The organism is Halorubrum hochsteinianum, assembly GCF_023702125.1.
In the GTDB taxonomy this organism is placed as follows: domain Archaea; phylum Halobacteriota; class Halobacteria; order Halobacteriales; family Haloferacaceae; genus Halorubrum; species Halorubrum hochsteinianum.
The window spans coordinates 13311-37259 of record NZ_CP098415.1 but is presented as its reverse complement, the minus strand read 5'-3'; the positions used below and the strand labels follow the sequence as shown (position 1 = coordinate 37259).

The 23949-nt window shown below is 70.7% G+C and carries 24 protein-coding genes; 12 read left to right on the top strand and 12 right to left on the bottom strand.

Annotated elements, in window-relative coordinates:
- Positions 1-114 precede the first annotated feature (114 nt).
- The 5 genes from NAF06_RS00195 to glpA form a co-directional block, all read right to left on the bottom strand.
- Positions 115-1521, bottom strand: a complete 1407-nt coding sequence (locus tag NAF06_RS00195) for a CRTAC1 family protein (protein WP_008586228.1) — start codon at positions 1519-1521, stop codon at positions 115-117.
- Between the two features lie 81 nt (positions 1522-1602).
- Positions 1603-2586, bottom strand: a complete 984-nt coding sequence (locus tag NAF06_RS00190) for a hypothetical protein (RefSeq protein WP_008586230.1) — start codon at positions 2584-2586, stop codon at positions 1603-1605.
- 108 nt (positions 2587-2694) lie between these two features.
- On the bottom strand, positions 2695-4242 hold the full coding sequence (locus NAF06_RS00185) for an anaerobic glycerol-3-phosphate dehydrogenase subunit C (RefSeq protein ID WP_008586232.1): 1548 nt from the start codon (positions 4240-4242) through the stop codon (positions 2695-2697).
- Positions 4239-5618 carry a glycerol-3-phosphate dehydrogenase subunit GlpB gene (gene glpB / locus NAF06_RS00180; RefSeq protein WP_008586234.1) on the bottom strand — a complete coding sequence of 460 codons (1380 nt, stop codon included), beginning with the start codon at positions 5616-5618 and terminating at the stop codon, positions 4239-4241. Before glpB ends, NAF06_RS00185 begins: the two co-directional genes overlap by 4 nt.
- Positions 5618-7414 carry an anaerobic glycerol-3-phosphate dehydrogenase subunit GlpA gene (glpA, locus tag NAF06_RS00175; RefSeq protein ID WP_049908852.1) on the bottom strand — a complete coding sequence of 599 codons (1797 nt, stop codon included), beginning with the start codon at positions 7412-7414 and terminating at the stop codon, positions 5618-5620. The genes glpB and glpA overlap by 1 nt, the downstream gene beginning before the upstream one ends.
- 380 nt (positions 7415-7794) lie before the next feature.
- On the opposite strand from glpA, the gene glpK reads away from it, so the two are divergent.
- The 4 genes from glpK (at position 7795) to NAF06_RS00155 (ending at position 12628) form a co-directional block, all read left to right on the top strand.
- Entirely contained in the window at positions 7795-9333 is a 1539-nt protein-coding gene (gene glpK / locus NAF06_RS00170) for a glycerol kinase GlpK (RefSeq protein ID WP_008586239.1), read from the top strand.
- Complete coding sequence (locus NAF06_RS00165) at positions 9334-10422, top strand: DUF7973 family transport facilitator (protein WP_008586242.1); 1089 nt, start codon at positions 9334-9336, stop codon at positions 10420-10422. It begins immediately after the preceding gene.
- Positions 10423-10665: 243 nt separating this feature from the next.
- Positions 10666-11838: a Cdc6/Cdc18 family protein gene (locus tag NAF06_RS00160; RefSeq protein ID WP_008586244.1), complete on the top strand. Its 1173-nt coding sequence runs from the start codon at positions 10666-10668 to the stop codon at positions 11836-11838.
- A gap of 106 nt (positions 11839-11944) precedes the next feature.
- A complete protein-coding gene (locus NAF06_RS00155; RefSeq protein ID WP_008586246.1) occupies positions 11945-12628 on the top strand; it encodes an HAD-IIB family hydrolase in 684 nt (227 codons plus the stop codon).
- Positions 12629-12646: 18 nt separating this feature from the next.
- Here NAF06_RS00155 and NAF06_RS00150 read toward each other — a convergent pair whose 3' ends face one another.
- Positions 12647-12931, bottom strand: a complete 285-nt coding sequence (locus tag NAF06_RS00150) for a ribonuclease P protein component 4 (RefSeq protein ID WP_008586248.1) — start codon at positions 12929-12931, stop codon at positions 12647-12649.
- A 123-nt stretch (positions 12932-13054) separates the two neighbouring features.
- Between NAF06_RS00150 and NAF06_RS00145 the strand changes: the two genes are divergently transcribed.
- The 5 genes from NAF06_RS00145 (at position 13055) to NAF06_RS00125 (ending at position 16192) form a co-directional block, all read left to right on the top strand.
- Positions 13055-13249: a methytransferase partner Trm112 gene (locus NAF06_RS00145; protein WP_008586250.1), complete on the top strand. Its 195-nt coding sequence runs from the start codon at positions 13055-13057 to the stop codon at positions 13247-13249.
- A gap of 105 nt (positions 13250-13354) precedes the next feature.
- Entirely contained in the window at positions 13355-13936 is a 582-nt protein-coding gene (locus tag NAF06_RS00140) for a DUF7524 family protein (RefSeq protein ID WP_192813816.1), read from the top strand.
- 80 nt (positions 13937-14016) lie between these two features.
- Positions 14017-14205 carry a hypothetical protein gene (locus NAF06_RS00135; RefSeq protein WP_006113388.1) on the top strand — a complete coding sequence of 63 codons (189 nt, stop codon included), beginning with the start codon at positions 14017-14019 and terminating at the stop codon, positions 14203-14205.
- A 21-nt stretch (positions 14206-14226) separates the two neighbouring features.
- Positions 14227-14670, top strand: a complete 444-nt coding sequence (locus NAF06_RS00130; RefSeq protein WP_008586254.1) for an RNA-binding protein — start codon at positions 14227-14229, stop codon at positions 14668-14670.
- A 70-nt stretch (positions 14671-14740) separates the two neighbouring features.
- Positions 14741-16192 (top strand): FAD-dependent oxidoreductase, encoded by a 1452-nt coding sequence (locus NAF06_RS00125; protein ID WP_008586256.1) that lies wholly within the window; start codon positions 14741-14743, stop codon positions 16190-16192.
- Between the two features lie 25 nt (positions 16193-16217).
- On the opposite strand, the gene NAF06_RS00120 is transcribed toward NAF06_RS00125, so the two are convergent.
- The 4 genes from NAF06_RS00120 to NAF06_RS00105 all read right to left on the bottom strand — a co-directional run bounded on the left by NAF06_RS00120 (position 16218) and on the right by NAF06_RS00105 (position 18993).
- Positions 16218-16703 carry a hypothetical protein gene (locus tag NAF06_RS00120; protein ID WP_008586259.1) on the bottom strand — a complete coding sequence of 162 codons (486 nt, stop codon included), beginning with the start codon at positions 16701-16703 and terminating at the stop codon, positions 16218-16220.
- Positions 16700-17194 carry a phosphopantetheine adenylyltransferase gene (locus NAF06_RS00115; protein WP_008586261.1) on the bottom strand — a complete coding sequence of 165 codons (495 nt, stop codon included), beginning with the start codon at positions 17192-17194 and terminating at the stop codon, positions 16700-16702. Before NAF06_RS00115 ends, NAF06_RS00120 begins: the two co-directional genes overlap by 4 nt.
- Before the next feature lie 81 nt (positions 17195-17275).
- On the bottom strand, positions 17276-17845 hold the full coding sequence (locus tag NAF06_RS00110) for a winged helix-turn-helix domain-containing protein (RefSeq protein ID WP_008586263.1): 570 nt from the start codon (positions 17843-17845) through the stop codon (positions 17276-17278).
- A 68-nt stretch (positions 17846-17913) separates the two neighbouring features.
- Positions 17914-18993, bottom strand: coding sequence for a glutamate--cysteine ligase (locus NAF06_RS00105; protein WP_008586265.1), 1080 nt, complete (start codon positions 18991-18993; stop codon positions 17914-17916).
- A gap of 398 nt (positions 18994-19391) precedes the next feature.
- On the opposite strand from NAF06_RS00105, the gene NAF06_RS00100 reads away from it, so the two are divergent.
- Both NAF06_RS00100 and NAF06_RS00095 read left to right on the top strand, forming a co-directional pair.
- Positions 19392-20495, top strand: coding sequence for a sulfite exporter TauE/SafE family protein (locus NAF06_RS00100; RefSeq protein ID WP_008586267.1), 1104 nt, complete (start codon positions 19392-19394; stop codon positions 20493-20495).
- Between the two features lie 26 nt (positions 20496-20521).
- The gene (locus NAF06_RS00095; RefSeq protein WP_008586269.1) at positions 20522-20959 is read left to right on the top strand and encodes a universal stress protein; all 438 of its coding nucleotides are present in this window, start codon (positions 20522-20524) and stop codon (positions 20957-20959) included.
- Positions 20960-21100: 141 nt separating this feature from the next.
- On the opposite strand, the gene NAF06_RS00090 is transcribed toward NAF06_RS00095, so the two are convergent.
- Together NAF06_RS00090 and nth are read right to left on the bottom strand one after the other, a co-directional pair.
- Entirely contained in the window at positions 21101-21655 is a 555-nt protein-coding gene (locus tag NAF06_RS00090) for a DoxX family protein (protein ID WP_008586271.1), read from the bottom strand.
- Positions 21656-21796: 141 nt separating this feature from the next.
- Positions 21797-22480 (bottom strand): endonuclease III, encoded by a 684-nt coding sequence (gene nth, locus NAF06_RS00085; RefSeq protein ID WP_008586273.1) that lies wholly within the window; start codon positions 22478-22480, stop codon positions 21797-21799.
- Between the two features lie 146 nt (positions 22481-22626).
- On the opposite strand from nth, the gene NAF06_RS00080 reads away from it, so the two are divergent.
- On the top strand, positions 22627-23916 hold the full coding sequence (locus NAF06_RS00080; protein WP_008586276.1) for a tRNA pseudouridine(54/55) synthase Pus10: 1290 nt from the start codon (positions 22627-22629) through the stop codon (positions 23914-23916).
- Positions 23917-23949: the final 33 nt, after the last annotated feature.

The window sequence follows — 23949 nt, the reverse complement described above, 5'->3', positions numbered from 1 at the left end:
ACCGTCTCGTGTGCCCCCCGGACACTTGAACCCGCGAAGGCCGGCAGTTCTGGCCACGGCCGGAGCGGTCCCCTCGGCCGGGACCGTCCGAGCGTCGCGGCCGGCAGTCGCCCGCTACCGCGTCGTCCGAGCGTCGCGGTCGGTCGCCTTCCGCGACGGGTGTTTGACCGTGATCTCCCGGTCCGCGCTGGGTCCGACGACGGTCCGCTCGCGCCCGTCCGGCCACCGCACGTCCACGCGCAGCGGCTCAGCGTGTGCGAGGCCGAAGTGGGCGACCGGCTCCGTCTGGCAGAGGCAGCCGCCGCCCGCGTCGACGGTCCGGCGTTGGACTCCCTCGGCGGTCTCCAGCGTGACGACGGCCCCGCGCGCCGGCGCGCCGTGACGGGTCGTCGGCCGCACGCGGAGCCACCCGGCGTCCGGTGCGTCCGGATCGCCGTAGGCCGTCACCGGCTGCGCGGCGACCTCGCCGTGAACGACGAGGAGTTCGAGCGCGCCGTCGCCGTCGAGGTCGGCGGCCACCGCGCCGGTGCCGAACCCGTCCGGCTCCGCGGCCGCACCGAGGTCGACGGACTCCCAGCGAGAGCGCCCGTCGAGGCCGTCGACCCGCTCGAACAGCCGGTTCTCGCCACCGCAGACGTTGAAGAACAGCTCCTCGCGCCCGTCGTTGTCGAAGTCCGCGGCGACGACGGTTCGGACCGCGCCGGCGTCGCGGAGCGCGGGCGGGGCCACGTCCTCGTACCCGCCGTCGGGCGCGCAGCGCAGGAGCCGGCTCGGGGCCGACTCGTTGCCGACCGCGAGCGCGAACGTCCCGCCTTCGTCGACGATCGCCGCCCCACGCGTGTCTCCGCCAGGGTCCGAGAGCACCGGGCCGCCGTCGGTCCGGTCGTAGTGGCCGTCGCGGTTGCTGAACAGCCGGTTCGGTCCCCCTTCGACGCCGGCGAACAGGTCCCCCTCGCGGGAGCGGTACGGGACCGCGAGCAGCGACCGACAGCCGCCCGCCACCTCCAGCCCGACCGCCTCGGCCATGTCGGTGACCTCGCCGTCGTCGCCGAGCTCGTAGAACGCGAGCGGCGCGGCGTACCCGGAGACGGCGACCCCGTACCGGCCCGTGCCAAGGCGGTCGAGCGCGGCGACCGAGCGCCCGGCGCGCACGTCGAGGCGGTCGGCGTTCACCTCGCGGGCGAACACGTCGGTCCAGCGGTACCGGTCTGACTCTAGCCGGCTGAGGAGGAGGTCGGGGTCGCCGCCGTCGACGCCGCGCGCGCAGTTGTGGACGTACACCTCCTCGCAGCCGTCGGCGTCGAGGTCGGCCGCGCACACGCCCATCCCGTGGCGCGTCCCGTCGGCGACGATGCCGCAGGCGGTGTCGGCGAAGCGGTCGCCCTCGCGGGCGTACAGCCGGTTCGGCTCGCCGTAGCCGGCGACGAAGACGAGCGGTCCGTCGCGGCCGGGGGTCACCGCGACGCCGTACCCGCGCATCGGGCGTCCGTCGTCGACGAGGGCGGACCGCTCCGTGAACATGGCCGCCCGTCACCGCTCCGAGGATATGAACGCACGGGTTGGATACGGCGAAGTCCGACCGGGACGAAAGTGACGGCCGAGCTAGAGGTTCCGTTCGATGTACCGGTTCACACGGGAGACCCGGTCCGCGTCGAACGTCCAGAGGCCGCGCCAGACCCGGGGCTCCGCCTCGACCGCGAGGAGTCCGACGCCGCCCTCGATTCCCCGTTTGAGGTCGCTTTTCGGGTCGCTCTCGGCCGTGTGCGGCCCCTCCGGCGGTCGGTACACGACGAACCAGCTGTCGGTGAAGTCCGGGTCCTCGCCGGCGTGGATCACCGCGTCGAGGTCTTCCGGGAGGTCGTCCGGGACCCCGTAGAGGTGCGTGTCGACGCCGGTGTCGGCGATGCGCTCGTAGACGGCCCGCGTGCCGACCTCGTCGTCGATGCGCGAGAGCCGCTGGAACGACGAGCGGAGCGTGCCGTCGCCGGCGGTCCACGCCGCCCGCTCGATGAACCGAGAGATGGTGATGAGGAGGAGCTTCTGGCGGTTGGACTCCGGATACCCGCGGAGCGTGAACGTCGCGTCGTTGAGGCCGCTTATCACCGAAGGGAGGTCCACGTCGTCCAGCGACCGGCTCCCCGTGGTGTACAGGTCGGAGTTGACGAACAGCACCGCGTCGCCCAGTTCGCTGAGCGTCGAGCCGGCGACCACCTCCTCGTTCTCCATCAGCAGGACGAGGTTCTCGATGTCGTCCGGGGTACCGCCGTCGAAGGGGATGTCGTCGCGCCGGCGGAGCACCTCCACGTCGAGCGAGGGAACGACCTCGTCGTCCCCGTCGACACCGGCGTAGCCGGTCAGCTCCTCGGGCGTCAGGCCGACGTTCCGGCTCGCGTCGACGGGTCCGGTCCCGTCGGTTACGCGGCCGTCGCCCGCGCCGTCGGTCACGCGGCCGTCGACCACTCGCATTACATCGTCGCCGAAGGTGTCCACGAGCATGTTCAACACTGGGTCCGGGTCGGTTCGGTTGACGACGACCACGGAGCGCTCGGGCCCGTCGAAGCGATCGAGAAACTGTTCGAGAGTCACGTAAACCGTACTGAACGAGCTCGACGCATAAGGATTCCCGCGCAGTTATCGCGCCTGAGAACGAGTTCTCCCGGCGACGACCCGTCCGAACCGGTCGGTCGGACGCGCCTACGCGCCCAGCGAGTCCTCCAGCAGCTGGAGTGGGTGTTCGATCTCGTAGCCAGTGCCGTGTTCCATCTGCATCGCGCAGGTCGGACACTCGGTCATCCCCACGTCGCCTTCGGCGTCCTCCATGTGCTCGAACATCTCCTCGCCGATCTCCATCGACTTCTCGTACTTCTCCTCCTTCCAGCCGTACGTGCCGGAGATCCCCGAACAGGAGTCGCCGACGTCCTCCACGGTGACGCCGTCGACGTCGCGGAACGTCTCGACGGCCTGCCGCGCGAGCCCCTGATTCCGGGCGTGACACGGCGCGTGGTACGCGAGTTCGCGCTCCTCGTCGGGCCCGCCGGCCGCGTCGAGTTCGCCTTCGAGGTCCTCGTGGATGCGGAGGTACTCCATCGCCTCGAAGGTGTGTTCCGCCAGGTCATCGATCCCGTGGAGGTCGAACAGTTCGGGGTACTCCTGCCGCAGCGACATCGAACAGGAGGTACAGGAGGCGATCACGTCCGCGCCCTCGCCGATGGCCTCGACGAGGTTCTCGACGTTCGTCTCGGCGTGTCGCCGAGCGTCGTCCAGCATGCCGTTCGCGAACATCGGCGTCCCCGAGCACTTCTGCGGGGGCACCATCACCTCGTAGCCGAAGTGCTCGTAGACGCGGACCATCGCCTTGCCGACCTCGGGGGTGTTGTAGTTGGAGTAGCAGCCGTGGAAGTACGCCACGCGCTTGTCCGGGTTCTCCACCTTCGCGCCGCCGCGCGCCTTCCACCACTCGCGGAACGTCTCCGTGGCGAACTCGGGGAAGTCGCGCTCCTTGGGGATCCCCATCACCTTCTCCATCGCCCACCGCGCCGGCCCGAAGTTCATCGCGAACGAGGCCGTCCGCGGGAACATGCTCGCGAGCCGCGCCGACGTGCGGTAGTTCGCCAGCAGGCGGTTCCGGACGTACTCGACCGAGAGCTTCTCCATCTGGCGCTCGACGAACTGCCCGCGCGCCTCGTTGTGCATCTGCGAGAGCGGCACGGAGGACGGACAGGCGTCGTCACACCGCATACAGTTCGAACAGGAGGTGATCGACTCGTCGATGTCGTGGTCCCCCTTCCGCTTGAGCCGCCACTGCTCCGGCCCCTGGAACTTCGGGCCGGGGAACTCGTCGTCGACCTCCGCGACCGGACAGGAGGTGTCGCAACTCGTGCACTTGTAACAGGAGTCGGCCCCCTCGCGGAGGTCGAGGTCGCCGCCGGGGAACACGTCGACTGGGTCGTACGCGTCCGGGTCGAGGTCGGTCGAGTCGGTCCCGCCGGTCGCGCTCTCGACGCCGCCGTCGGTGGCGGCGCGCGTCGCGGCGTCGTCCGCGCCCGCGGCGGCCTCCGAGTCCCGCGCCCCGATCGCGTCGTCTTCCGGTATCTCCCCGTCGTCGGGGACGAATATCGACGGCTGCTCGTCTCGGCCGGCCTCCGGCACGCCCGGCGTCGGCTCGCCGCGGTCGCGTCCGTCGCCGCGGTCGTCCTCGCTCGACTCCTCCGCACTCCCGTCGTCGTCCGTGTGTCGTGTCATTGGGTCGCCTCCGTCGCCGCCTGCCGCCCGGCCACGATGCCGGTCGCGAGCGACACCCCGCTCGCGGACTTCTCTCTCGCCGCGTCCGCGCCGCCGACGACGCCGCCGGCCGCGAACACGTTCTCGTACTGTACCGCCCCGCCGCCGTCCACGGGCCGCATCCGCTCGTCGGGCCGCACCCCGAACCGCGCGTACGGCTGATCGCCGAACGCGTCGTCGACGAACCACTCGTACCGGTCCGCCGGCTGGTCGACGTGGCAGTCGAACACCGGCTCGCGGACCCCCTCGCGGTCGGAGTCGAGCCCCTTCCCGACGAGCCCGCCGGTCGCCAGCACGAACGCGTCGGCACCGTACGGTGCGGTCCGGCCCTTCCGGTCGACCGCGACGGTCTCGACGCGGCCGTCGGTGGCGGACTCGACGCCGACCACGGGATTGCCGGTCTCGAACCGGACGCCCTCGGCGTCGAGCGCGTCGAAGAGCCGGTCTTCCAAGCGGAGTCCGGGAAGGCTCGGCGGCCCCATCGGGATCTCGAACACGTCCGCGCCGAGCCGCTCCGCGAGTTCGGCGCGGACCTCGCCGCCGCGGTCGTCGCCGAGGAACGCCGGGAAGCCGACGCGCTCGACGCGGTCGACGCCGCCCGACCCGTCGACCACGTCGTGGAGGTGGGGCGCGACCGCCTTCGCGAGCGCCTCGCGGGCGGGGACGCCGTCGATTTCCTCGTCGTGGTCGAGGGCCTTCGCGACGCGGGTGATCTTCGCGTCGGCGCGGAACGCCTCCGCGAACTCGACCTCGGCCCCCGCCACGTCGAACGGCACGCCCGCGGCCTCCAAGCGTCCCGCGAAGGCCCGCGCGTCGTACTCCGTCAGCGACCGGAACCCGACGATCAGCGCGGGCCGGTCGTCGCTCGCGAGGCCGGCCTCGGCGGCCGCCGGGTACCGCGCCGTCGGCTTCACCGCGCCGCCGAACGTCGGCACGAGGGCGTTGCGGTCGGTGTGGCCGCCCCGGTACGCGTCGCCGGTCAGGTCGTCGAACAGGTCGAGCCCGTCGCGGAGCGCGTCGCTCCCCGCGATCCGGTACGGGTGCGACTCGGGCAGCCGGCCGATCCCCTCGAACGGGTCCGCGAGCGGTCCCTCCGGGTCCGGCCACTCGTCGCGGTCCAGCTCCCGGCCCGCGGTCGGCGGCCCGTCGCGGAGCGGCTTCGCCGGCTCCGTCGCCGGCACGTAGCCGAGCGCGTCGATCAGCCCGGAGGCCTGCCGCAGGGTGCTGGCCTTGTGGGAGACGAGCCGCACGTCAGAGCCCTCGCGGGCGGCCGAGACCGCCGCGGTCACCGCGGCGAGCCCGCCGCCGACCACGAGGACGTCGCTGTTTATGGCCATCAGCGTCCCCCGTCGGCGCTCGCGTCGTCGTTTGCGCGACCCCCGTCGGTGGCCGCGTCGTCGTTTGCGCGACCCCCGTCGGTGGCCGCGGCTCCGGCGTCGCTCCCGGTCCCGGTATCCGGCGACCCCTTCCCGCCGTCGAACGCGCCGAAGTCGACCGCCTCGTCGAGGTTCGCCGGGTCGCCGTCGCGGTTCATCGTGGTCGCGTGGAGCATGTGGTTCAGCATCGCCTGCGAGAGCTGTTCGCCCCACAGCGCGTGCCGCTGACCCTTCCAGCGCTCCTGGTACAGCTCGTCCTCCGCGTCGCGGACCACCGGCTCGGGGTACTCCTGCGCCAGCTCCGACGCGATCCGGTGCGTACAGAAGCCGCCCTGACAGTTCCCCATCGAGGCGCGGGTCCGCAGGCGGACCGCGTTGAGGTCGGAGCCCGCCTCGTCGACTGCGTCCTGAACCTCCGCGCGGGTGACGCTCTCGCAGTTACAGACGATCGGGTTCGGGTCGGACTCGCCGAGCACGTCGTCCGCCCGGGAGCCGAGCCGCTGACCGGAGCGGCGGGCGACCGGCGACCGGAGGCCGAACTCGTCCATCAGCTCCTCCATCCGCGCCGGGCTCTCCGACCCCGGGAGCGGCGCGTCGGCCGTGTCGCAGGTCGCCTCGTGGCCGAGCGCCTCGCAGACGTGGTCGGAGATGGACTCGGCCATCATCCGGTAGGTGGTGAGCTTCCCGCCGACGATGGTCGTCATCCCCGGCAGGTCGTCGCGGTCGCCGTGATCGAGGAGGAAGTAGTCCCGCGTGATGTCCGTCGGGTCCTCGGTGCCCGTCCCCGGCGGCTCGTAGAGGGGCCGCACGCCCCAGAAGGAGCGGAGCGTCCGGGCGTCTTCGAGCGCCGGGACCAGCTCCGAGAGCGTCTCGATCATCAGGTCGACCTCCCAGTCCTCCTCGGGGTAGTCCTCGGGGTCGTCGACCTCCTCGTCGGTGGTGCCGAGGATACAGGCAGTCTCGTGCGGGACGATGATGTCGGCGTCGCCCTTCGGCCGGCAGCGGTTGATCACGGTGTCGACCTGCCGGGTGTTCATCACCGTCATCACGCCCTTCGAGGGGCGGACCTCCACGTCGACGCCGGCCATCTCGCCGACGTTGCCGGCCCACGCGCCGGTCGCGTTGACGACGTGGCGCGCGCGGATCTCCTCGGTGGTGCCCGGCTCGCGGTGGACCCGCTTGCCCGGCCCGGTCTCGTGTTCGATCTCGACGCCGACGACCTCGCCGTCCTCGACGAGCACGTCCGTCACCGGTGCGTGGGTCTCGACCCGCGCGCCGTGTTCGCGGGCGTCCGCGGCGTTCGAGACGCAGAGCCGGAAGGGGTCGACCGCGCCGTCGGGTAAGGCGATCGCCTTCTCGATGTCGCGCGCGAGGTACGGCTCGCGCCGCCGCGCCTCCTCGCCGTCGATCACTTCGACGGGGATGTCGCAGGCTCGACACCCCTCCAGCTTCTCCTGGAAGTACTCCTCCGAGTCCTCGGGCCGCTTGACGAACAGCCCGCCGGTCTCCTCGACGCAGTGGGCCGCGATGTCCCGGAGGACCATGTTCTCCTCGATACACTCCTCCGCGCTCTTCTGGTCCGAGACCGCGTACCGACCCCCGCTGTGGAGGAGGCCGTGCATTCGGCCGGTCGTTCCGTGCGTCAGGTTCCCCTTCTCGACGAGAACCGTGTCGAGTCCCCGTCGCGCCAGGTCCCTGACGACGCCGCACCCCGTCGACCCCCCACCGACGACGACGACGTCCACTTGTCTGTCCATGGGAGGCCCTTGGACCACGACCACTTTACTTTACCTCCCGAGGCGTCCCACCCATAACTATCAGGGACATTCAAGTAGTGTAATCGCTGTCTCTGCCGGTGCGTTTATATATCAATCTTTTTCACTCGGGCCGAGGTTCGGATTTTAACAGGAACATTATTATGGTAGTACATTATGTTCACGACCGGCGTGGTAGCTTCCGTGAAGATATGTCGCGGCGGGTTCGAAACGCCTCGCGGCCGCCTCGAGTCGGCTCCGGACGGGCCTGACTCGGCGGGCGCGCGGCGCGGCAGCGAACGCGACACCGGGGTCGCCCTCGACGGCGAGCGCGACCCGGTCACCGCCGCGCGCGGACCAGCGCCACAGGAGGGATCCACAACATGACACAGTACGTCGGTGCGATAGACCAGGGGACGACCGGCACCCGATTCATGGTGTTCGACCACGAGGGCCAGGTCGTCGCGAACGCCTACGAACAGCACGAACAGATCTACCCGAACCCGGGCTGGGTCGAGCACGACCCGATGGAGATCTGGGAGAACACCCAGCAGGTGGTCCTCGACGGGCTCGCCGACGCGGGGCTCGACGCCGATCAGCTCGAAGCGATCGGGATCACCAACCAGCGCGAGACGACGATCGTCTGGGACAAAGACTCCGGCCGTCCCGTCCACAACGCCTTGGTGTGGCAGGACCGCCGGACGACCGACCGCGTCGAGGAGCTTCAGGAGGCCGACAAAGTCGAGGAGATCCGCGAGAAGACCGGCCTCGAGGCCGACGCGTACTTCTCCGCGACCAAGACCGAGTGGATCCTCGACAACGCCGAGCCGCTCAAGATGCAGAGCTCTCGCGGCGGCGACCTCCGCGACCGGGCCCGCGCGGGCGAACTCGTGATGGGCACCATCGACGCGTGGCTCATCTATAACCTGACGGGCAACCACATCACGGACGTGACCAACGCCTCCCGGACGATGCTGTACAACATCCGGGAGATGGAGTGGGACGACGAGCTCTTGGACGAGTTCGACGTTCCGAGGGAGATGGTGCCCGAGGTGCGCCCCTCCTCCGACGAGGAGTACTACGGCCACACGGACGCCGACGGCTTCCTCGGCGAGGAGATCCCGGTCGCGGGCGCGCTCGGCGACCAGCAGGCCGCCCTGTTCGGGCAGACCTGCTTCGACGAGGGCGACGCGAAGAACACCTACGGCACCGGTTCGTTCTACCTGATGAACACGGGCAACGAGGCCGTCAAGTCCGACCACGGGCTGCTGACGACGGTCGGGTTCCAGATGTCCGGCGAGCCGGTCCAGTACGCGCTGGAGGGCTCCATCTTCATCACCGGGGCCGCCATCGAGTGGCTCGAAGACGTCGACCTGATCAACAACGCGGCCCAGACCGCGGAGCTGGCGCGGTCGGTCGACTCGACCGACGGCGTCTACATGGTCCCGGCGTTCACCGGGCTCGGCGCGCCGCACTGGGACGGCCGCGCCCGCGGGACCATCGTCGGGATGACCCGGGGCACGAGCAAGGAGCACATCGTCCGCGCGACGCTCGAATCGATTGCGTACCAGACCCGCGACATCGCCGAGGCCATGGAGGCCGACTCCGGCGTGGAGACGACGACGCTCCGCGTCGACGGCGGCGCGGTCAAGAACAACTTCCTCTGTCAGCTCCAGTCCGACATCATCCAGACGGACATCGCGCGGCCGGAGGTCGACGAGACCACCGCGCTCGGTAGTGCCTACGCCGCCGGCCTCGCCGTCGGCTACTGGGACAACGTCGACGAGCTCCGCGACAACTGGCAGGTCGACCGCGAGTTCACCCCCGAGAAGGACCAGGCCGAGGTCGACAAGCTGTACAGCCGCTGGGACGACGCCGTCGAGCGGTCGAAAGACTGGGCGGTCGACGAGGAGGACGAGTAGATGAGCGGCCTCCTGCTGCAGGTCCCGGTGATCGGGATGGAGGTCGAGCAGTTCCTGCTGCTCCTGATCACCGCGCTGGCGGGCGGGGCGTTCGGTGCCGCGCTCGGCGCGCTGCCGTCGTTCATCTTCACCGGCTTCGTCGTGTTCCTCGGCGAGGGACTGAACATCCTCCAGAGCCAGATCGGCCAGCTCGACGCGGTGCCCGCCGGCGAACTCGCCGTCGGGATCACCGGCGTCATCGGCTTCGGGGCGATCACCGGCCCGCACATCGCGTTCGCGGGCGGCGTGGCCGCCTCGGCGTACGCCGGCAAGAAGTACCCCGAAATGAACCCCGCGGACGGCGGGTACCACTTCGGGAAGGACATCACGTACGCGTTCGGGACGAAGACGGACATCCTCGCGGTCGGCGCGATATTCGGCGTCATCGGGATGCTGTTCACCCAACTCGCCAACGGGCTCTTCCTCAACGTGCTGGAGATAACGCCGCCAACCGACTTCATCGCGGTGTCCGTGTTCGCGACGGCGTTCCTCGCGCGGCCCGTCTTCGGCTACCCGATCGTCGGGAAGCCCGCGGGCGACGGCTTCCTCGACATGTCGCCGTTCGAGCGCGGCGAGGACCACCCACAGGCCGACGCGGACGGCGAACACGCCGGCCGGCCGGCGACCGAGCCGTGGCTCCCGCACCAGTACGAGTGGGCGGGCGTGACGACGATCGGTCTCGTTGGCGGGATCCTCGGGGGGTACATCTGGCTCCAGACGGGGAGCATCTTCCTCGGGTACGGCATCTCGGCGATGAGCCTGCTGTTCTTGAACCTCGGCGTCGAGAAGATCCCGGTGACCCACCACATCACGCTGCTCGGCGCGACGGGCGCGGTCGTCGTCGCGCCCGTCGCGGGCAGCGTCGTCGCGCTGCTCGCGGCCGGCGCGTTCGGCGCGCTCAGCGGCCTCATCGGTGAGGTCACCCAGCGCCTGTTCTACTCGCACTCCGGGACCCACGTGGACCCGCCGGCGATGGCCATCGCGATCATGATGCTCGGCGTGGGCGTCCTCGCCATCCTCGGCGTCCTGCCGAACGCCGGGTACCTCTAAGCCCGCGCGCGGGAGCCGACGCCGCGTCGGCCCCGTCGCGTTCGAGGCGCTTCTCACGCGAAACCACCCTCCGACCAAGCCGCCGGATCCAATGAGACCAGACCGGACACGCGACCGACGCCGCGCTCGCGCTTCGAGCGACAGCCGTCGCCGGGGTGCCGCCGCGCGCGTCACCGACGGCGACCCGCACCGAACCGGCTCCGCTCCGTGCCAGTTTTGTTCGGCTATCCCGGAGGATCAGCCGTGAACATCGACGACCGGATCGAGCGACGGCTCGGCTACGACACGGGCCTGAGCGTCCTCGCGGACTTCGAGGCCGTCTCGCCCGTCGCGCACACCGAGTCTCCGGTCGGCCGCGGGCCGGCGATAGAGCGCCTGCTCGACGTGTTCGAACCCGCGTTCTCCGGGTCGCTCCCGCCGAGCGTCTACGTGTACGGGCCGAAGGGGAGCGGGAAGTCGGCGGTCGTCTCGGCGCTGTTCGACCGCCTCGCGACCCACAGCGGCCCTCGGCAGGCCATCCAGACGACGACGCGGGCGGTCGAGCCGACGATCCCCGGATTCGTCTACGTCGACGCCCGCCGCGCCTCGACTCAGTTCCGACTCTACCACGCGATGCTGGCCGCGATGAGCGACGAGCCGGTCCCGGACCACGGGATCGGCACCGAGGAACTGGCCGAGTCGCTGCGCGACGCGATGCGAACCGGGCCGGACCTCGTCGTCGCCGTCGACCACACCGACGAGGTCGAGACGCCGCCGGCGACGACGCTCATCGACTGGCTCGAAGCGGTCGGTGAGCGGCTCGTGCCGGCGTGTATCGGTCGCGACCCGCCGGACGCGATCGACTGGGAGCCGGAGACGACGGTCGAGTTCGGGAAGTACCGCCGGCACGTCCTCGTCGAGCTGTTGACGAGCCGGTGTTCGACCGGTCTCGGCCGCGACGCGCTCTCGCACGACCAGATACGCGACATCGTCGAGTGGGCCGCGGGGGACGCCCACGACGCGCTCGCGGCCGTGATGGGGGCGGCGGTCAGCGCGGAGCGAGCGGGCGCGTCGACGGTCCGATCGGCCGACGTCGACGCCGGGATCGAGGGCGTGCCGCGCCCCTGCGTCGCGCTTGGCCGCGTCCTCGCGCTCCCCGAGAGCCGCCAGCGGCTCCTCTACGAGCTCGCCGGCCTCTCGCAGGAGGAGCGGTCGACGGTCGGCGTGGCCACGGAGGCGATCGCCGCGCGTCCCGGCGTCGACCTCTCGGCGTCGACGGTGCGCCGCGTCCTCTACGAGCTGGCCGACGCCGGCCTGCTCGAACGCGTCACCGTCCACCGGAGCGACGGCAAGGGACGCCCCCCGAGCCGGCTCGTGCCGCTGTTCCCGACCGTCGTCTTCCGGGAGCTGTTCGACCGGCGCACCCGGACCGGATAGGTCGGTCCGGACCGGCCGACCAGACGCGCTCGTCGGGACTCGCGGCGGAGCGGCTCACCCTTCTATCGAACGGAAGACAGTTGCCGACGAAGCGCCGACTCCCGGTATGGTTCCGCCCCTCGCGCTCGACATCGACGGCACGCTGACGACGCCGACCGGTCGGATCGACCCGCGAGTCTTCGAGCTGTTGCCCGGGTGGGAGGCCCCGGTCGTGTTCGCCACCGGGAAGGCGTTCCCGTACCCGGTCGCGCTGGCGCACTTCCTCGGCCGCGAGGAGACGGTGATCGCGGAGAACGGCGGCGTCGCGTACGTCGACGGCGAGACGACGACGGTGGGCGACCCGGACGCGGCGCGGGCCGTCGTCGAGGCGTTCCGCGAGCGCGGCGGCGAGGTCGGCTGGGGCGACGGCGACACGGTGAACCGGTGGCGCGAGACGGAGGTCGCGCTGTCGCCGGACGCCGACGAGTCGCTCTTACGCGAGGTCGCGGCGGCCGCGGGCGGCGACGTGGAGGTCGTCGACACCGGCTACGCCTACCACGTCAAGTCGGTCGGCGTGAGCAAGGGCCGGGCGCTCGAAGTCGTCGCCGACGCCCTCGGGCTCGACCCCGCCGCCTTCGTCGCGGTCGGCGACAGCGAGAACGACGTCTCGACGTTCGGCGTCGCCGGCGAGTCGTACGCGGTCGCCAACGCGGACGCCGCGGCCCGCGAGGCGGCCGGGACGGTCCTCGACGAGGGGTTCATGGACGGGACGGTCTCCGTCCTCACGGAACTGCGAGAGCGCGGCGAGTAACTTCGTCGCCGGGCCCGCTCACTCCCCGTCGTACGGATACCGCGCCGTCGACCCGCACTCCAGACACCGGACGACCACGCGGCCGGACCGCGTCCGTACGCGGCTCGTCTTCCCGGGTCGGAGGTAGACGGCGCAGTCGTCGCAGGCGCGTCGAGAGAGCTCCGACGGCACGCCGCAGCGGTTCCGCTCGGCGATCCGGCGGGCGCGGGCGACGTACCGGCGGGCGCGGTCGTACTCGTCGTCGACGACCGCCTCGCGGGCGAGCGCGAACAGCCGCTCGATCCGCTCCGCGGGGATTCCCATGTGACGTGAGCCGAGGCGCGCCCCAAAAGACGTTGCTATCCGCGGTCCGTCGCGCGCCGCTCCCGTTCCCTTCCGCGACCGCGACCCGCACGCTTTTTTATCGGTCCGATCCAATCGAGCGGTATGAAGGAATCCCTGATGGACGTGATCTGCTGCCCGCTCGACAAGGCGGCCCTCGACCTCGACGTCGACGACGAGGACGACGACGAGGTCCTCGCCGGCACGCTCACCTGTACGGAGTGCGGCGAGACCTATCCGATCGAAGACGGGATCCCGAACCTCCTCCCGCCGGACATGCGCGAGGAGGCGGCGGCGTAGCGTCCGGTTCGGGCGGTCGCCGCCGGGACGCCCCCGGTCGAGACGCCGGCGGCGAACCCCTCGCCCGTGTGAATCTTTTTCTAATACGGGGTCGTGGTCTCCACCGTGCCGACACTCGACGTCGAACTGAACGGGGAGGCGGTCCACGACATCGACGCGCCGGACGCGTTCGCGACGGACGGGCCGTTTCCGGTCGTGCTCGACAACGCCGGGCGCTCGACGCACGTCCACCTCCACTTCGACGACGAACTCGACCGGGTGACCGCGGTCGACGAGGTCAACCACTTCGTCGCCGACGAGGGGACCCGCCACGTTCACGTCTCGATCGCCGACGTCGACGAGCCGGTCCGCGGGAAACTGAAGATCGTCACCGGCTACGGGTCGAACACGCGCTACGTCGACGTCAGGATCGAGCCGTCGGACGAAACTCCCGACGAGCCGGTCGCCGTCGACGAGACCCTCTCCGCGCCCCCGGAGCGCAGCCCGGATCCCCCGCCTGCGCAGCGCGCCGTGAACGCGCTCGACCGCCTCGTCCGACGCGGCGGCGTCGCCGGCGCGGTCCTCGGGTTCCTCGCGGTCGCCGCGGGCGTCGCGCTCGCGCTCGCCGTCGACAGCGTCGTCGTCTGGCTCGCGGTGGGGCTGGCGCTGATGGTGGCGTTCGGCGCGGCGCTGCTCGCGGTGGCGTGAGCCGGTCTCCCCACCGCCGCGCTCCGGGATCGTCGGCGCGGATCCGGGCGCTTTTAACCGTCCCGGCGGAACGAGACGCCATGAGCTTCGAGAAGGAAGACGAGGTCGTGCTCCACGACAAACACAGCGAGTACGACGGCGAGTCGGGCACGATCACGCAGGTGATGGAGACGATGTTCGGCGACGCGACGTACACGGTCAGCTTCGAGGACGGCCAGGAGACGGGCGTCCCCGAGGACGCACTCGACGCCGTCGAGAGCGAGGAGTAACGCCGCCCCACTCGTTTTCGCATGCCGAAAGTCCCCTTCCACTACGTCGACCTCCGGGCGTTCTCGTACGCCACCGAGGACGTGAAGCGCGTCGAGCAGGCGCTGTACACCCTCCTCCCTGAGGACATCGAGCTCGAACGCGCCGAGAACGTGGGCCATCACGGGGACCGGATCGTCGTGCTCTCGGCGCGCGTCGAGCGGGCCGACGAGATGCGACACGTGCTCGACCGGCTCTCCGAGCTGGAGGACCTCGACCGCGTCCTCGACGAGCTCGACGAGCGGGTCGACGACAACTGCGCGCTCTTCCTCCGCCTCGACAAGCAGGCGGCGTTCCGCGGGGACGTCCGGCTCGGCCCCGGGCTCACCGTCCGCACGAAGGTCGAGGCGTACCCGGCGAAAAAGGAGAAGGCCGTCGCGAACGCCCGCGAGACGCTCTCGCGGCTGGCCGACGGCGACGGCGACTGACCGCCGACGGCGGCGCGCTCGGACCGCACCCGCGGCGTGACTTTTTCACCCGGCCCGCCGATGTCCAGTCATGACCGATCCGTTCGTGGTCGTCGGTGCCGACGCGGCGGGGTTGAGCGCGGCAAGCAAGTTCCGCCGCGAGGCCCCCGACCGCGAGGTCGTCGTCTTCGAGAAGGGGCGGTGGATCTCGTACGCCTACTGCGGGATGCCGTACTTCGTCGCCGGCTACGTCGACCGCATGTCGGATCTCCTGTCGCTGTCGCCGGGCGAGGTCGACGAGCGCGGCGTCGACCTCCGCCGGGAGACCGAGGTCGTCGCCGTCGACCCCGACGCGAAGCGCGTCACCGTCGAGACCGCCGCGGGCGACCGCCGCGAGCAGGCGTACGACGACCTGCTCGTCGCCACCGGCGCGCGGGCGGACCCCGGCCCCTTCGACGTGCGCGGCGTCGACGGCGCGTTCACCCTCCACGACATGGACGCGGCGGCCGCCATCGACGCGTACGTGGCCGAGCCCGACGGGTACGACCCCGACCGCGCCGACGTGAGCGCGGTCGACCGCGAGCGCGTCGACCGCAACGCGGCGATGCCCGCGCCGGAGACCGCGGCGGTCGTAGGCGGCGGGTACGTCGGCGTCGAGGTCGCGGAGGCGCTCGCGGAGCGCGGCCTCGACGTTCACGTCTTCCATCGCTCCGGGCACCTCCTCTCCCCGTTCGGTGAGGCGGTCGGGACCCGCGTCGAGGCGGCGCTCGAAGCGGAGGGCGTCGCGGTCCACACCGACGCCCCGGTCGAGTCGCTCGTCGGCGACGACCGGATCGAGGCGATCGAGATCGCTGAGTCGACCGACGCGGCGGTCGGCGGCGAGACGGTTCCGGTCGACATGGCCGTCGTCGGCGTCGGCATCCGGCCGAACACGGACCTCCTCGACGGCACCGGCGTCGACCTCGGGCCGGGCGAGGCGATCCGGGTCGACGACCGCGGCCGGACGAGCCTCCCGGACGTGTACGCCGCCGGCGACTGCGCGACCGCGCGCCACGCGGTGACGGGCGAACCCGACTGGACCCCGCTCGGACTCACCGCGAACCGCGCCGGCCGCGCCATCGGCGCGACGGTCGCGGGCGACCCGACGCCCGTCGGCGACATCGCCGGCACCGCGGCGGTGAAGGCGTTCGACACGGAGGCCGCCCGCGTCGGCCTGCTCGACCCCGAGGCGGCGGCGGAGGCCGGGTTCGACCCGGTCACCGAGACGGTGACCGCCGGCTCGCGCTCCGGCTACTATCCCGGCGCGGCCGAGACCGACGTGACGCTCGTCGCCGACCGCGACACGGGGCGGCTGCTGGGCGGGAGCATCGTCGGGACCGACCGGGCGGCGATCCGGATCGACACGCTGGCGACCGCGATCGAGGCGGACATGACCGTCGCCGAGGTCGAGCGGTTGGACCTCGCGTACGCGCCGCCGTTCAGCCCGGTGTGGGACCCGATACTCGTCGCCGCGAAGGTGTTGAACGGAGCGCTCGACGACTGAGCGAAGCGGGTCCGGCGCGGCCGGGTCAGTCGGACGACCGACCGACCGCGTAGCCGACCACCGCGGCCGCGACGCCGATCGCGAGCGCGGCGGCGACCGCGACGCCGAGCGGTTCGGCGACCGCGAGGAGGGTGGGGCCGTCGGCCCCGAGCGGCGAGGCGTACGGCGTCGGTCCGGCCGCCCGGAGCAGGGTGCCCGCCAGGGGACCGTAGGCGAGCAGGACCGTCGGGAGGACGCCGCCGCCGGTCGCGGCGAACGCGAGCGCGCCGAGCGCCGTCACCGCGGCGAGGACGCCGGCGGTCGCGGGCGCGCCGACGCCCGCCGCGGCGGTCGCGTCGAAGGCGACGTACGACAGCGCCAATCCGACCGCGCTCCACACAGTCGCGCGCTCGAACCCGGTCTCGCCGAGGAGGATCGGCCGCAGCGACCCGGATCCGGACCCGGTCGCGCCGCTCCGGTTCCCGGTCGTGCCGTCCGCGCCCTCGCCGTTCGCCGTCTCGCCGCCCGTCATTCCGGTCGCGTCGCGGCCCGCCCCTCGCGGTCGGGGGTGAGGTTGCCGTGTTCGTCGATCTCGCCCGCGACGATCCGGGTAGAGGAGATGCGCTCGCCGTCCTCGGCCGCGACGTGGTCGACGATCACCAGTTCGAGGGGGTCGTGCCCGCGCTCGCCGCGGATCTCGTTGATCCGCTTGCCGCCCTCGCGCGTCTCGGGCGAGACGACGAGCGCGTCGAACTCCGGCTCGACCGCGATGCCGGTCGGCTCGGTCAGCTTCCGGATCTCGTACTCCCGCCCGTGCTCCTCCGCACGCGGGGCCAGCTCCGCCTCCAAGTCGCGCTCGCGCTGCTCGTAGGGCCGCACGTACCGCTCGACGTGTCGGGTGTCCGGCGCGAGGTCGTCGGCGGTGAGTCCGACGGTGACGTCACCCAGCTCGAACGCCCGTTCGAACAGCTTGCGGTGGCCGTCGTGAACGGGGTCGAACGTACCACCCAGCGCGACGTTCATGTCTCTCCGTTGCGGGGGTCGAACTTAAAACGTCCCGAACCGCCGCCGGGAGGACGCGAGACCGAGCCGACGGGATCCGTCTCAGTTCTCGTCGTCGTCGCCCGGTTTGTCGCCCTCGTCGGCGTCCGTGCCGTTATCGCCGCCCTCGCCGTCGATGGAGATCTGGACCGGCTCGGCGTCGCCGTCGGGCGACTCGCCGCCGAGTCGCCGGTCGAGGTTGAAGACGGCGTTCAGCTCCGCCTGAACGTCGCCGACGACGCCGCGGACGAGGTCGCTCGGCGCGATGGCCTCGTACTCGTAGGGGTTGTTGCCCGCGCCCTCGGCCTTCCGCTTGCCGCGCTCGACGGTGCCTTCGTCGTGGAGTTCTGCGAGCGCCTCGCGGACGGTGCTGGGGTAGAGCCCGGTCCCGTCCGCGACCTCGTCGCTCGTGCTCTTCGGGTTGTCCCGCAGGTAGACGTAGATGCGCGCTCGGGTCTCCGTGTCGAGGACCCACGCGAGCAGGTCGACGACGTTGTCGTCGAACCCCTTCACCGCCCTGTCGGCCCCCTCGCCGAGCCGCTCTTTCGTCTTCCGCAGCTCCTCACGGGTCCGTTCCGTCGGCGACTCCTCGACGTCGTCCTCCGAATCGATGGGCGAATCGTCCGTGGTCATGGCGGAAGGTGGGGCCACGCGGGCAAAAGGGTTTCTCGTCGCTTTCGTTCCGACGAAACACGCCGCCGTCAGGGCCGAACTAGGAGGTCCGCACACAGCGCGTCGACGCTCGACGCCTCCCGGATCCGGCGCTGGCGCGCGGCCCCGCTCTCCGACTCGTACACCTCGCGGATCCCGTCGATCCCGAGGCGGTCGCACTCCGCGTCGACGACCTCGCCGAGCGGGGTGGTCCCCTCCCCGTCGCGGTCGACGAACGAGGCGTCGTGGCCGCGGCGGATCGCGCGCCACTTGTTCTCGTCGAGGAGTTCGCGGCGCAGCGCCGGCGGCGACTCACCGTCCTCGTACCGCTCGGCGTAGTCGACGACGAGGGCGCGGACGTACTCGACCAAGGCGAGGGTCACCTCGGGGTCGCGCTGCGCGTCGGGCGCGCGCACCTCCACGGTGCCGTGGCCGGTGTGCGGGCGCACGTCGAACCACAGTTCGCCGCGGTCCGCGATCGAGTCCGTCTCGACCATTCGGCGCTCGTACCGCTGGAACGCGTCGAAATCGTCGAAAGACGACGGAATTCCGGTGTTCGGGAGGTTCTCGAACACCTTCGCGCGGGCCGAGGCGAGCCCGGTGTCGAACCCGTTCCAGAACGGGGAGTTGGCAGACAAGGCGAGCAGAATCGGAGAGTGCCACCGGAGGCGGTTCGCGATCCACACCGCCTTGTCCGCGTCGTCGACGCCGACGTGGACGTGGAGCCCGGCGGTCGTGTTCCGGTGTTGGGGGTACTGGATCCGGTCCAACTGGGCCTGATACCGGGGCTTTTGTACGTGGTCGAGTTCGCGCCACTTCGCGGCCGGGTGGAGGCCCGCGGCCGCGATCTGATACCCGTCGGCCGCGGCGTGGTCGACGAGCGCCTCGCGGACCGCCGCGAGCGCGTCCTCGGCGTTCGCCGGGTCCTCGATCAGTTCCGTCTGCGCCTCGATGGTACACTCGAACAGCTCGTGGTCGAACCCCTCCGGCACCGCCGCGGGCGGGTCGCGACCGTAGACGAGGTCGTCGGTCCCGGAGGTCGGGCGGCCCTCGGCATCGACGATGTAGAACTCCTCCTCGATGCCGAGCGTCCCCATCCGGGTGAACGCCTCTCGCGAGCCCAGTTCCATTACCGCCCCGTACCGGTCGCGCGGTCTTATAAGGATTGGAACCCGAAACGGAGCGCCGGTGTTGCGAGTCCGCCGGGCACGCGGCGAGGCGGGTCCGGAAAACAGGGACGGATTCCGTCCGAAACGCGGGGATCGAAAGAACTGCAGCGTATTCTTCGGAATATTTGGATCATTACTTATGAATTCTCCGAAGCGGAGATGCTTTACGCGCGGACCCGTGACAGGCGGGTCGACACGTGACCTACGATCGGACCAGTTCCGCGACGGACTCCCGGGGATTCACTCCGGACGCAGCGGTTCGCTCGGATCCCGACTCGCTCGCCGGTTGCTCGCGACCTTCCACCGCTCGCCGTTGACCGCCTTCGCCCGCACAACACCCATTTGACACACACTTCCCGATGAGCGCAACCCGATCGCAACGACTCCAGAAGTCGTTCCTGAAGTATCAGCACATATTCGTCTTCGCGGCGCCGGCGGTGTTCGTGGCCTTGGTCCTGTTCGCCGCGCCCACCGGTGGGGGCAGCGGGACGGGCTACTGGCTGGAGTACTGGTGGCTGTTCCCCTTCTTTCTGCTGGGAGCGACGACCGTCAACACGGTCGGGATCAGCGGATCGGCGCTTTTCGTGCCGTTCCTGATCTTCATCTTCCCGCTTCTGGCGGGGGAGACGCTCACTCCGGAGACGCTCGTGAAGGTGGGACTGATCAGCGAGTCGTTCGGTCTCTCGGCGTCGTCGATCGCGTTCATCCAGTACGGACTGGTCGACCGACGGCTCGCCCTGACGATCGTCGCCGGAAGCGTCCCGTTCGTCATTGCCGGGGCCCTGCTCTCCTTTTTTATTCCGGAGCCGCTGTTCCACGCGGCGCTCGGCGCGGCGCTGCTCGTCGCGGGCTACCTGATGCTCAAGGCCGACATCGGTCACGGTGAGCCGGACGAGACCGACGACGCCGTCGCGACCGACGGCGGTCCGGCGGCGGAGCTCCCGGACGACGATGGGAAGCTCGGTCCCGCGGGCGTTGACGCGACCGAGGGAGGTAAAGTCACCCGGGTCGACCGCGAGGGCGACACGTACGAGTACTCCTGGTCGGGATACCTCGAACGGTTCGCCAACTACAGCGTCGGCGGGACGTTTCAGGGGTTGGCCGGCTTCGGAAGCGGCGAACTCGGGATCATCTCCCAGCTCCGGACCGGGGTCCCCACCCGAGTCGCGATCGGAACCAACCACATCATCGTCGCGACGACGGCGATTCTCGCCTCGCTCGTCCACGTCTTCGGCGGGACGATACTCGGCGCGTTCGGCGTCGGCGGGGTCCACTCGCTGAGCCTCGCCTCGACGCCGTGGAACATGGTGGTGTTCACGGTCCCCGCGACGGTCACCGGCGGACAGATCGCTCCGTACGTTTCGAACGCGCTCGACGCCGGAACCATCCAGAAGGGCGTCGCCGCCCTCTTCGCCACCATCTCGGTCGCGCTGTTCCTGATGGCGGGCGGGGCCGGGATCTGATACGGGCGGACACACAATCCACACACATGTACGACCACCTGCTCTTGCCGACCGACGGAAGCGACGGCACGTCGACGGTCGCCGAGCACGTCGGCTCGCTCGCCCGGCGGTACGACGCGACGGTCCACGCGCTGTCGGTCGTCGACACGCGGAACCGATTCGAGGGCCCGACCATGGGCCTAGGAACCGAGACCTGGGAGGACGCCGAGCGCGAGCGCGCCGAGCGGGCGGTCGACGCCGCCGCCGACGCCCTGCCGGACGACGTCGCCGTCGAGCGCCACGTCGAGTCGGGCGTCCCTCACGCCGAGATCCTCGACTACGCGGACGCGGCCGCCGTCGACGTCATCGTGATGGGGACCCACGGCAGAACGGGGATCGACCGCTACCTGATCGGCTCCATCGCGGAGCGGGTCGTCCGGCAGTCACCGATCCCCGTTCTGACGGTCCGCATCGCCGACGAGTGAGACCCGCCGCCGCGGTCGCAACCTTCGGTAGCTCAGACGAGACACGCGGACACGATCCCACTTGATCCGGTAGGAAAACGAGCCGGCGGCACGCGGCCGCACGTCGTCGCACCGACGCTTTTCACGCCGCCTTCCCCTCGTTCAGCCGAGGACGTAGCGGAGCCGGGGGAACTTCTCGACGAGCGCCTGCCCGCCGACCTCGATCCGCTCGATGTAGGCGTCCAGTCCGAGGACGCGGCCCGCGCCGAACGCGGCGACCGTGAGGAACACGACCGCGTAGACGAGCGTCGAGTCGAACAGCGCGAGCGCCTCGCCGCTCCACCCGCCGAGGTAGAACAGCAGCATCTGCATCGCGCCGCCGAGCGCGGCCAGCCGGACGAACGCCCCGGCGATGAGCGCGGCCCCGATGAGCAGCTGCGTGACCGGGACCACGACGTTGACTATCTCCATCAGCGCCGCGTTCGACGCCATCGCGGCGTACAGCCCGCTGACCGGGCTCGCGGGGTCGATGTTCGCGAGGTAGCCCGCGGCGTCGAACGGCCACTCGGAGACCTTCCCGAGGCCGGCGAACAGGATCATCCCGCCGATTGTCGCCCGGAGCAGGACGATGAACAGCGCCGACAGCGAGTGCGCCTTCCCCAACAGCGTGACGCCGCCGAACTCCCCGCCGAACTCGTTTGTGTTTTTGGTGGACATAGTGTCTCTCCTCACTTACGGATACGCCGGTTCAGTATATAAACCGAGAAGCGGGTTCCCCTCCGCGAGACGGATTCGACCGGTTCCCACCATCCGAGGGCCCTTTAAGTACTGCCGCCGAACGCTATCGGTCCCCCTCGCCTACCACGCCTCGCCGCTCGCTAAGTCCACGTCGCCGTCGCCCTTCTCGGAGGGGCACAGGTCGGCGAGGACGCAGTCCGCGCAGTCGGGGTTGATCGCGGTGCACGTCGCGCGGCCGTGGTCGATCATGAGGTGCGTGAACTGCTGCCAGTCGCTCTCGGGGACGATATCAAGCAGGTCCCGTTCGATCGCCTCCGGTCGCTCCTCCTCGGTGATTCCCAGCCGACGCGTGAGCCGCTGGACGTGGGTGTCGACGACGATGCCCTCGACGACGTCGTGGCCGTGCTGGAGGACGACGTTTGCGGTCTTGCGGCCCACGCCCGCCAGATCCGTCAGCTCCGACATCGTGTCCGGCACCTCGCCGTCGTGTTCCTCCGCGATGTCCGCGCACGCCGAGCGGATGTACTTCGCCTTGTTGTTGTAGTAGGTGATCGAGTTGATCGCCTCCGCCAGCTCCTCTTGAGGCGCGTTCGCGTACTCCTCGGGCGTCTCGTACGTCTCGAACAGGTCGGCGCACACCGCGTTCACGCGCTCGTCGGTGCACTGCGCGGAGAGGATCACGGCGATCAGCAGCTCCAGCCGGTTCGAGTAGTTGAGCGAGATGGTCGAGTCGGGGTACTCCTCGTAGAGCCGGTCCAAGACCTCGGCGACCTGCTCCTCTCTCGGATCGAGCGGCGTTCCCATACGAACACCTCCGTCCGGGCGACATTGAACGATCCGACTGCGCGCGTCCGCTTCCCGGATCGAAAGCCGCGCGTCCGCTTCCCGGATCGAAAGCCGCGCCCCCGCCGAGTAGTAAGACAGTTACCACGCGCCGCGCTGGTGGGCGTATGGACGTACTCGACGTCGCGGCGCGCGCGACCGACACCGGCCCGGTGTGCGACGCCTGCCTCGGCCGACTCGTCGCGGACCGGAGCTTCGGGCTGTCGAACGCCGAGCGCGGCTCGGCGCTCCGCGTGTCGCTCGCGCTGCGCGACGACGAGGACCACGAGCCGGTCGAGACGGCGGACTGCTGGGTGTGCGAGGGCCGCTGTACAGAGTTCGACGAGTGGGCCGAACGCGCCGCCGAGGCGGTCGAGGGCGTCGAGTTCGCCACGTACAACGTCGGCACGCGGCCGCCGCCGCTGATCGAGGAGAACGAGGCGCTGCTCCGTGCCGACGCCGGCCTCGACGAGGACGCGGGCGAGCCGTTCAAGTCGGAGTTCAACCGCGAGGTCGGCAAGCGGGTCGGTCGGCTCACCGACGCCGAGGTCTCGTTCGACCGCCCGGATGTCCAGTTCACGATCGACCTCGCGGAAGACGAGGTCGACGCGAAGGTGAACTCGACGTTCGTCTACGGCCGGTACCGGAAGATGGAGCGCGACATCCCGCAGACGGAGTGGCCCTGCCGGGAGTGTAAGGGGTCGGGGCGACAGGGCGCGGACCCCTGCGACCACTGCGGCGGCTCCGGCTACCTCTACGACGACAGCGTCGAGGAGTACACCGCGCCGGTCGTCGAGGACGTGATGGACGGGACGGAGGCGACGTTCCACGGCGCGGGCCGCGAGGACGTGGACGCGCTCATGCTCGGCACCGGACGACCGTTCGTGGTCGAGATCGAGGAGCCGCGCCGGCGGCGCGTCGACACCGACCGCCTCCAGGCCGACATCAACGCGTTCGCCGACGGCGCGGTCGAGGTCGAGGGCCTCCGGCTCGCGACCTACGACATGGTCGAGCGCGTGAAAGAGCACGACGCCGGCAAGCGCTACCGCGCGCAGGTGAGCTTCGACGCCGACGTCGACCCGGACGCCCTCGCCGACACGGTCGCCGAACTGGAGGGGGCGACCGTCGAGCAGTACACGCCGAACCGGGTGGACCACCGGCGCGCGAGCATGACGCGCGAGCGCGACGTGTACGAGGCGACCGCGGAGCCGGAGGACGGCGACCCTCGCCGCGCCACTGTCGAGATCCGCGGGGAGGGCGGCCTCTACATCAAGGAGCTGATCTCGGGCGACGAGGGCCGGACGGAGCCGAGCCTCGCGGGCCTGCTCGGCGTCGGTGCCGAGGTGACCGCGCTCGACGTGCTCGCGGTCGAAGGGGAAGCGGAGCCGTTCGAGCGCGAGGAGTTCTTCCGGGAGTAACGCTCGAACCCCCTCGGATCCGGGCCGCGAGGA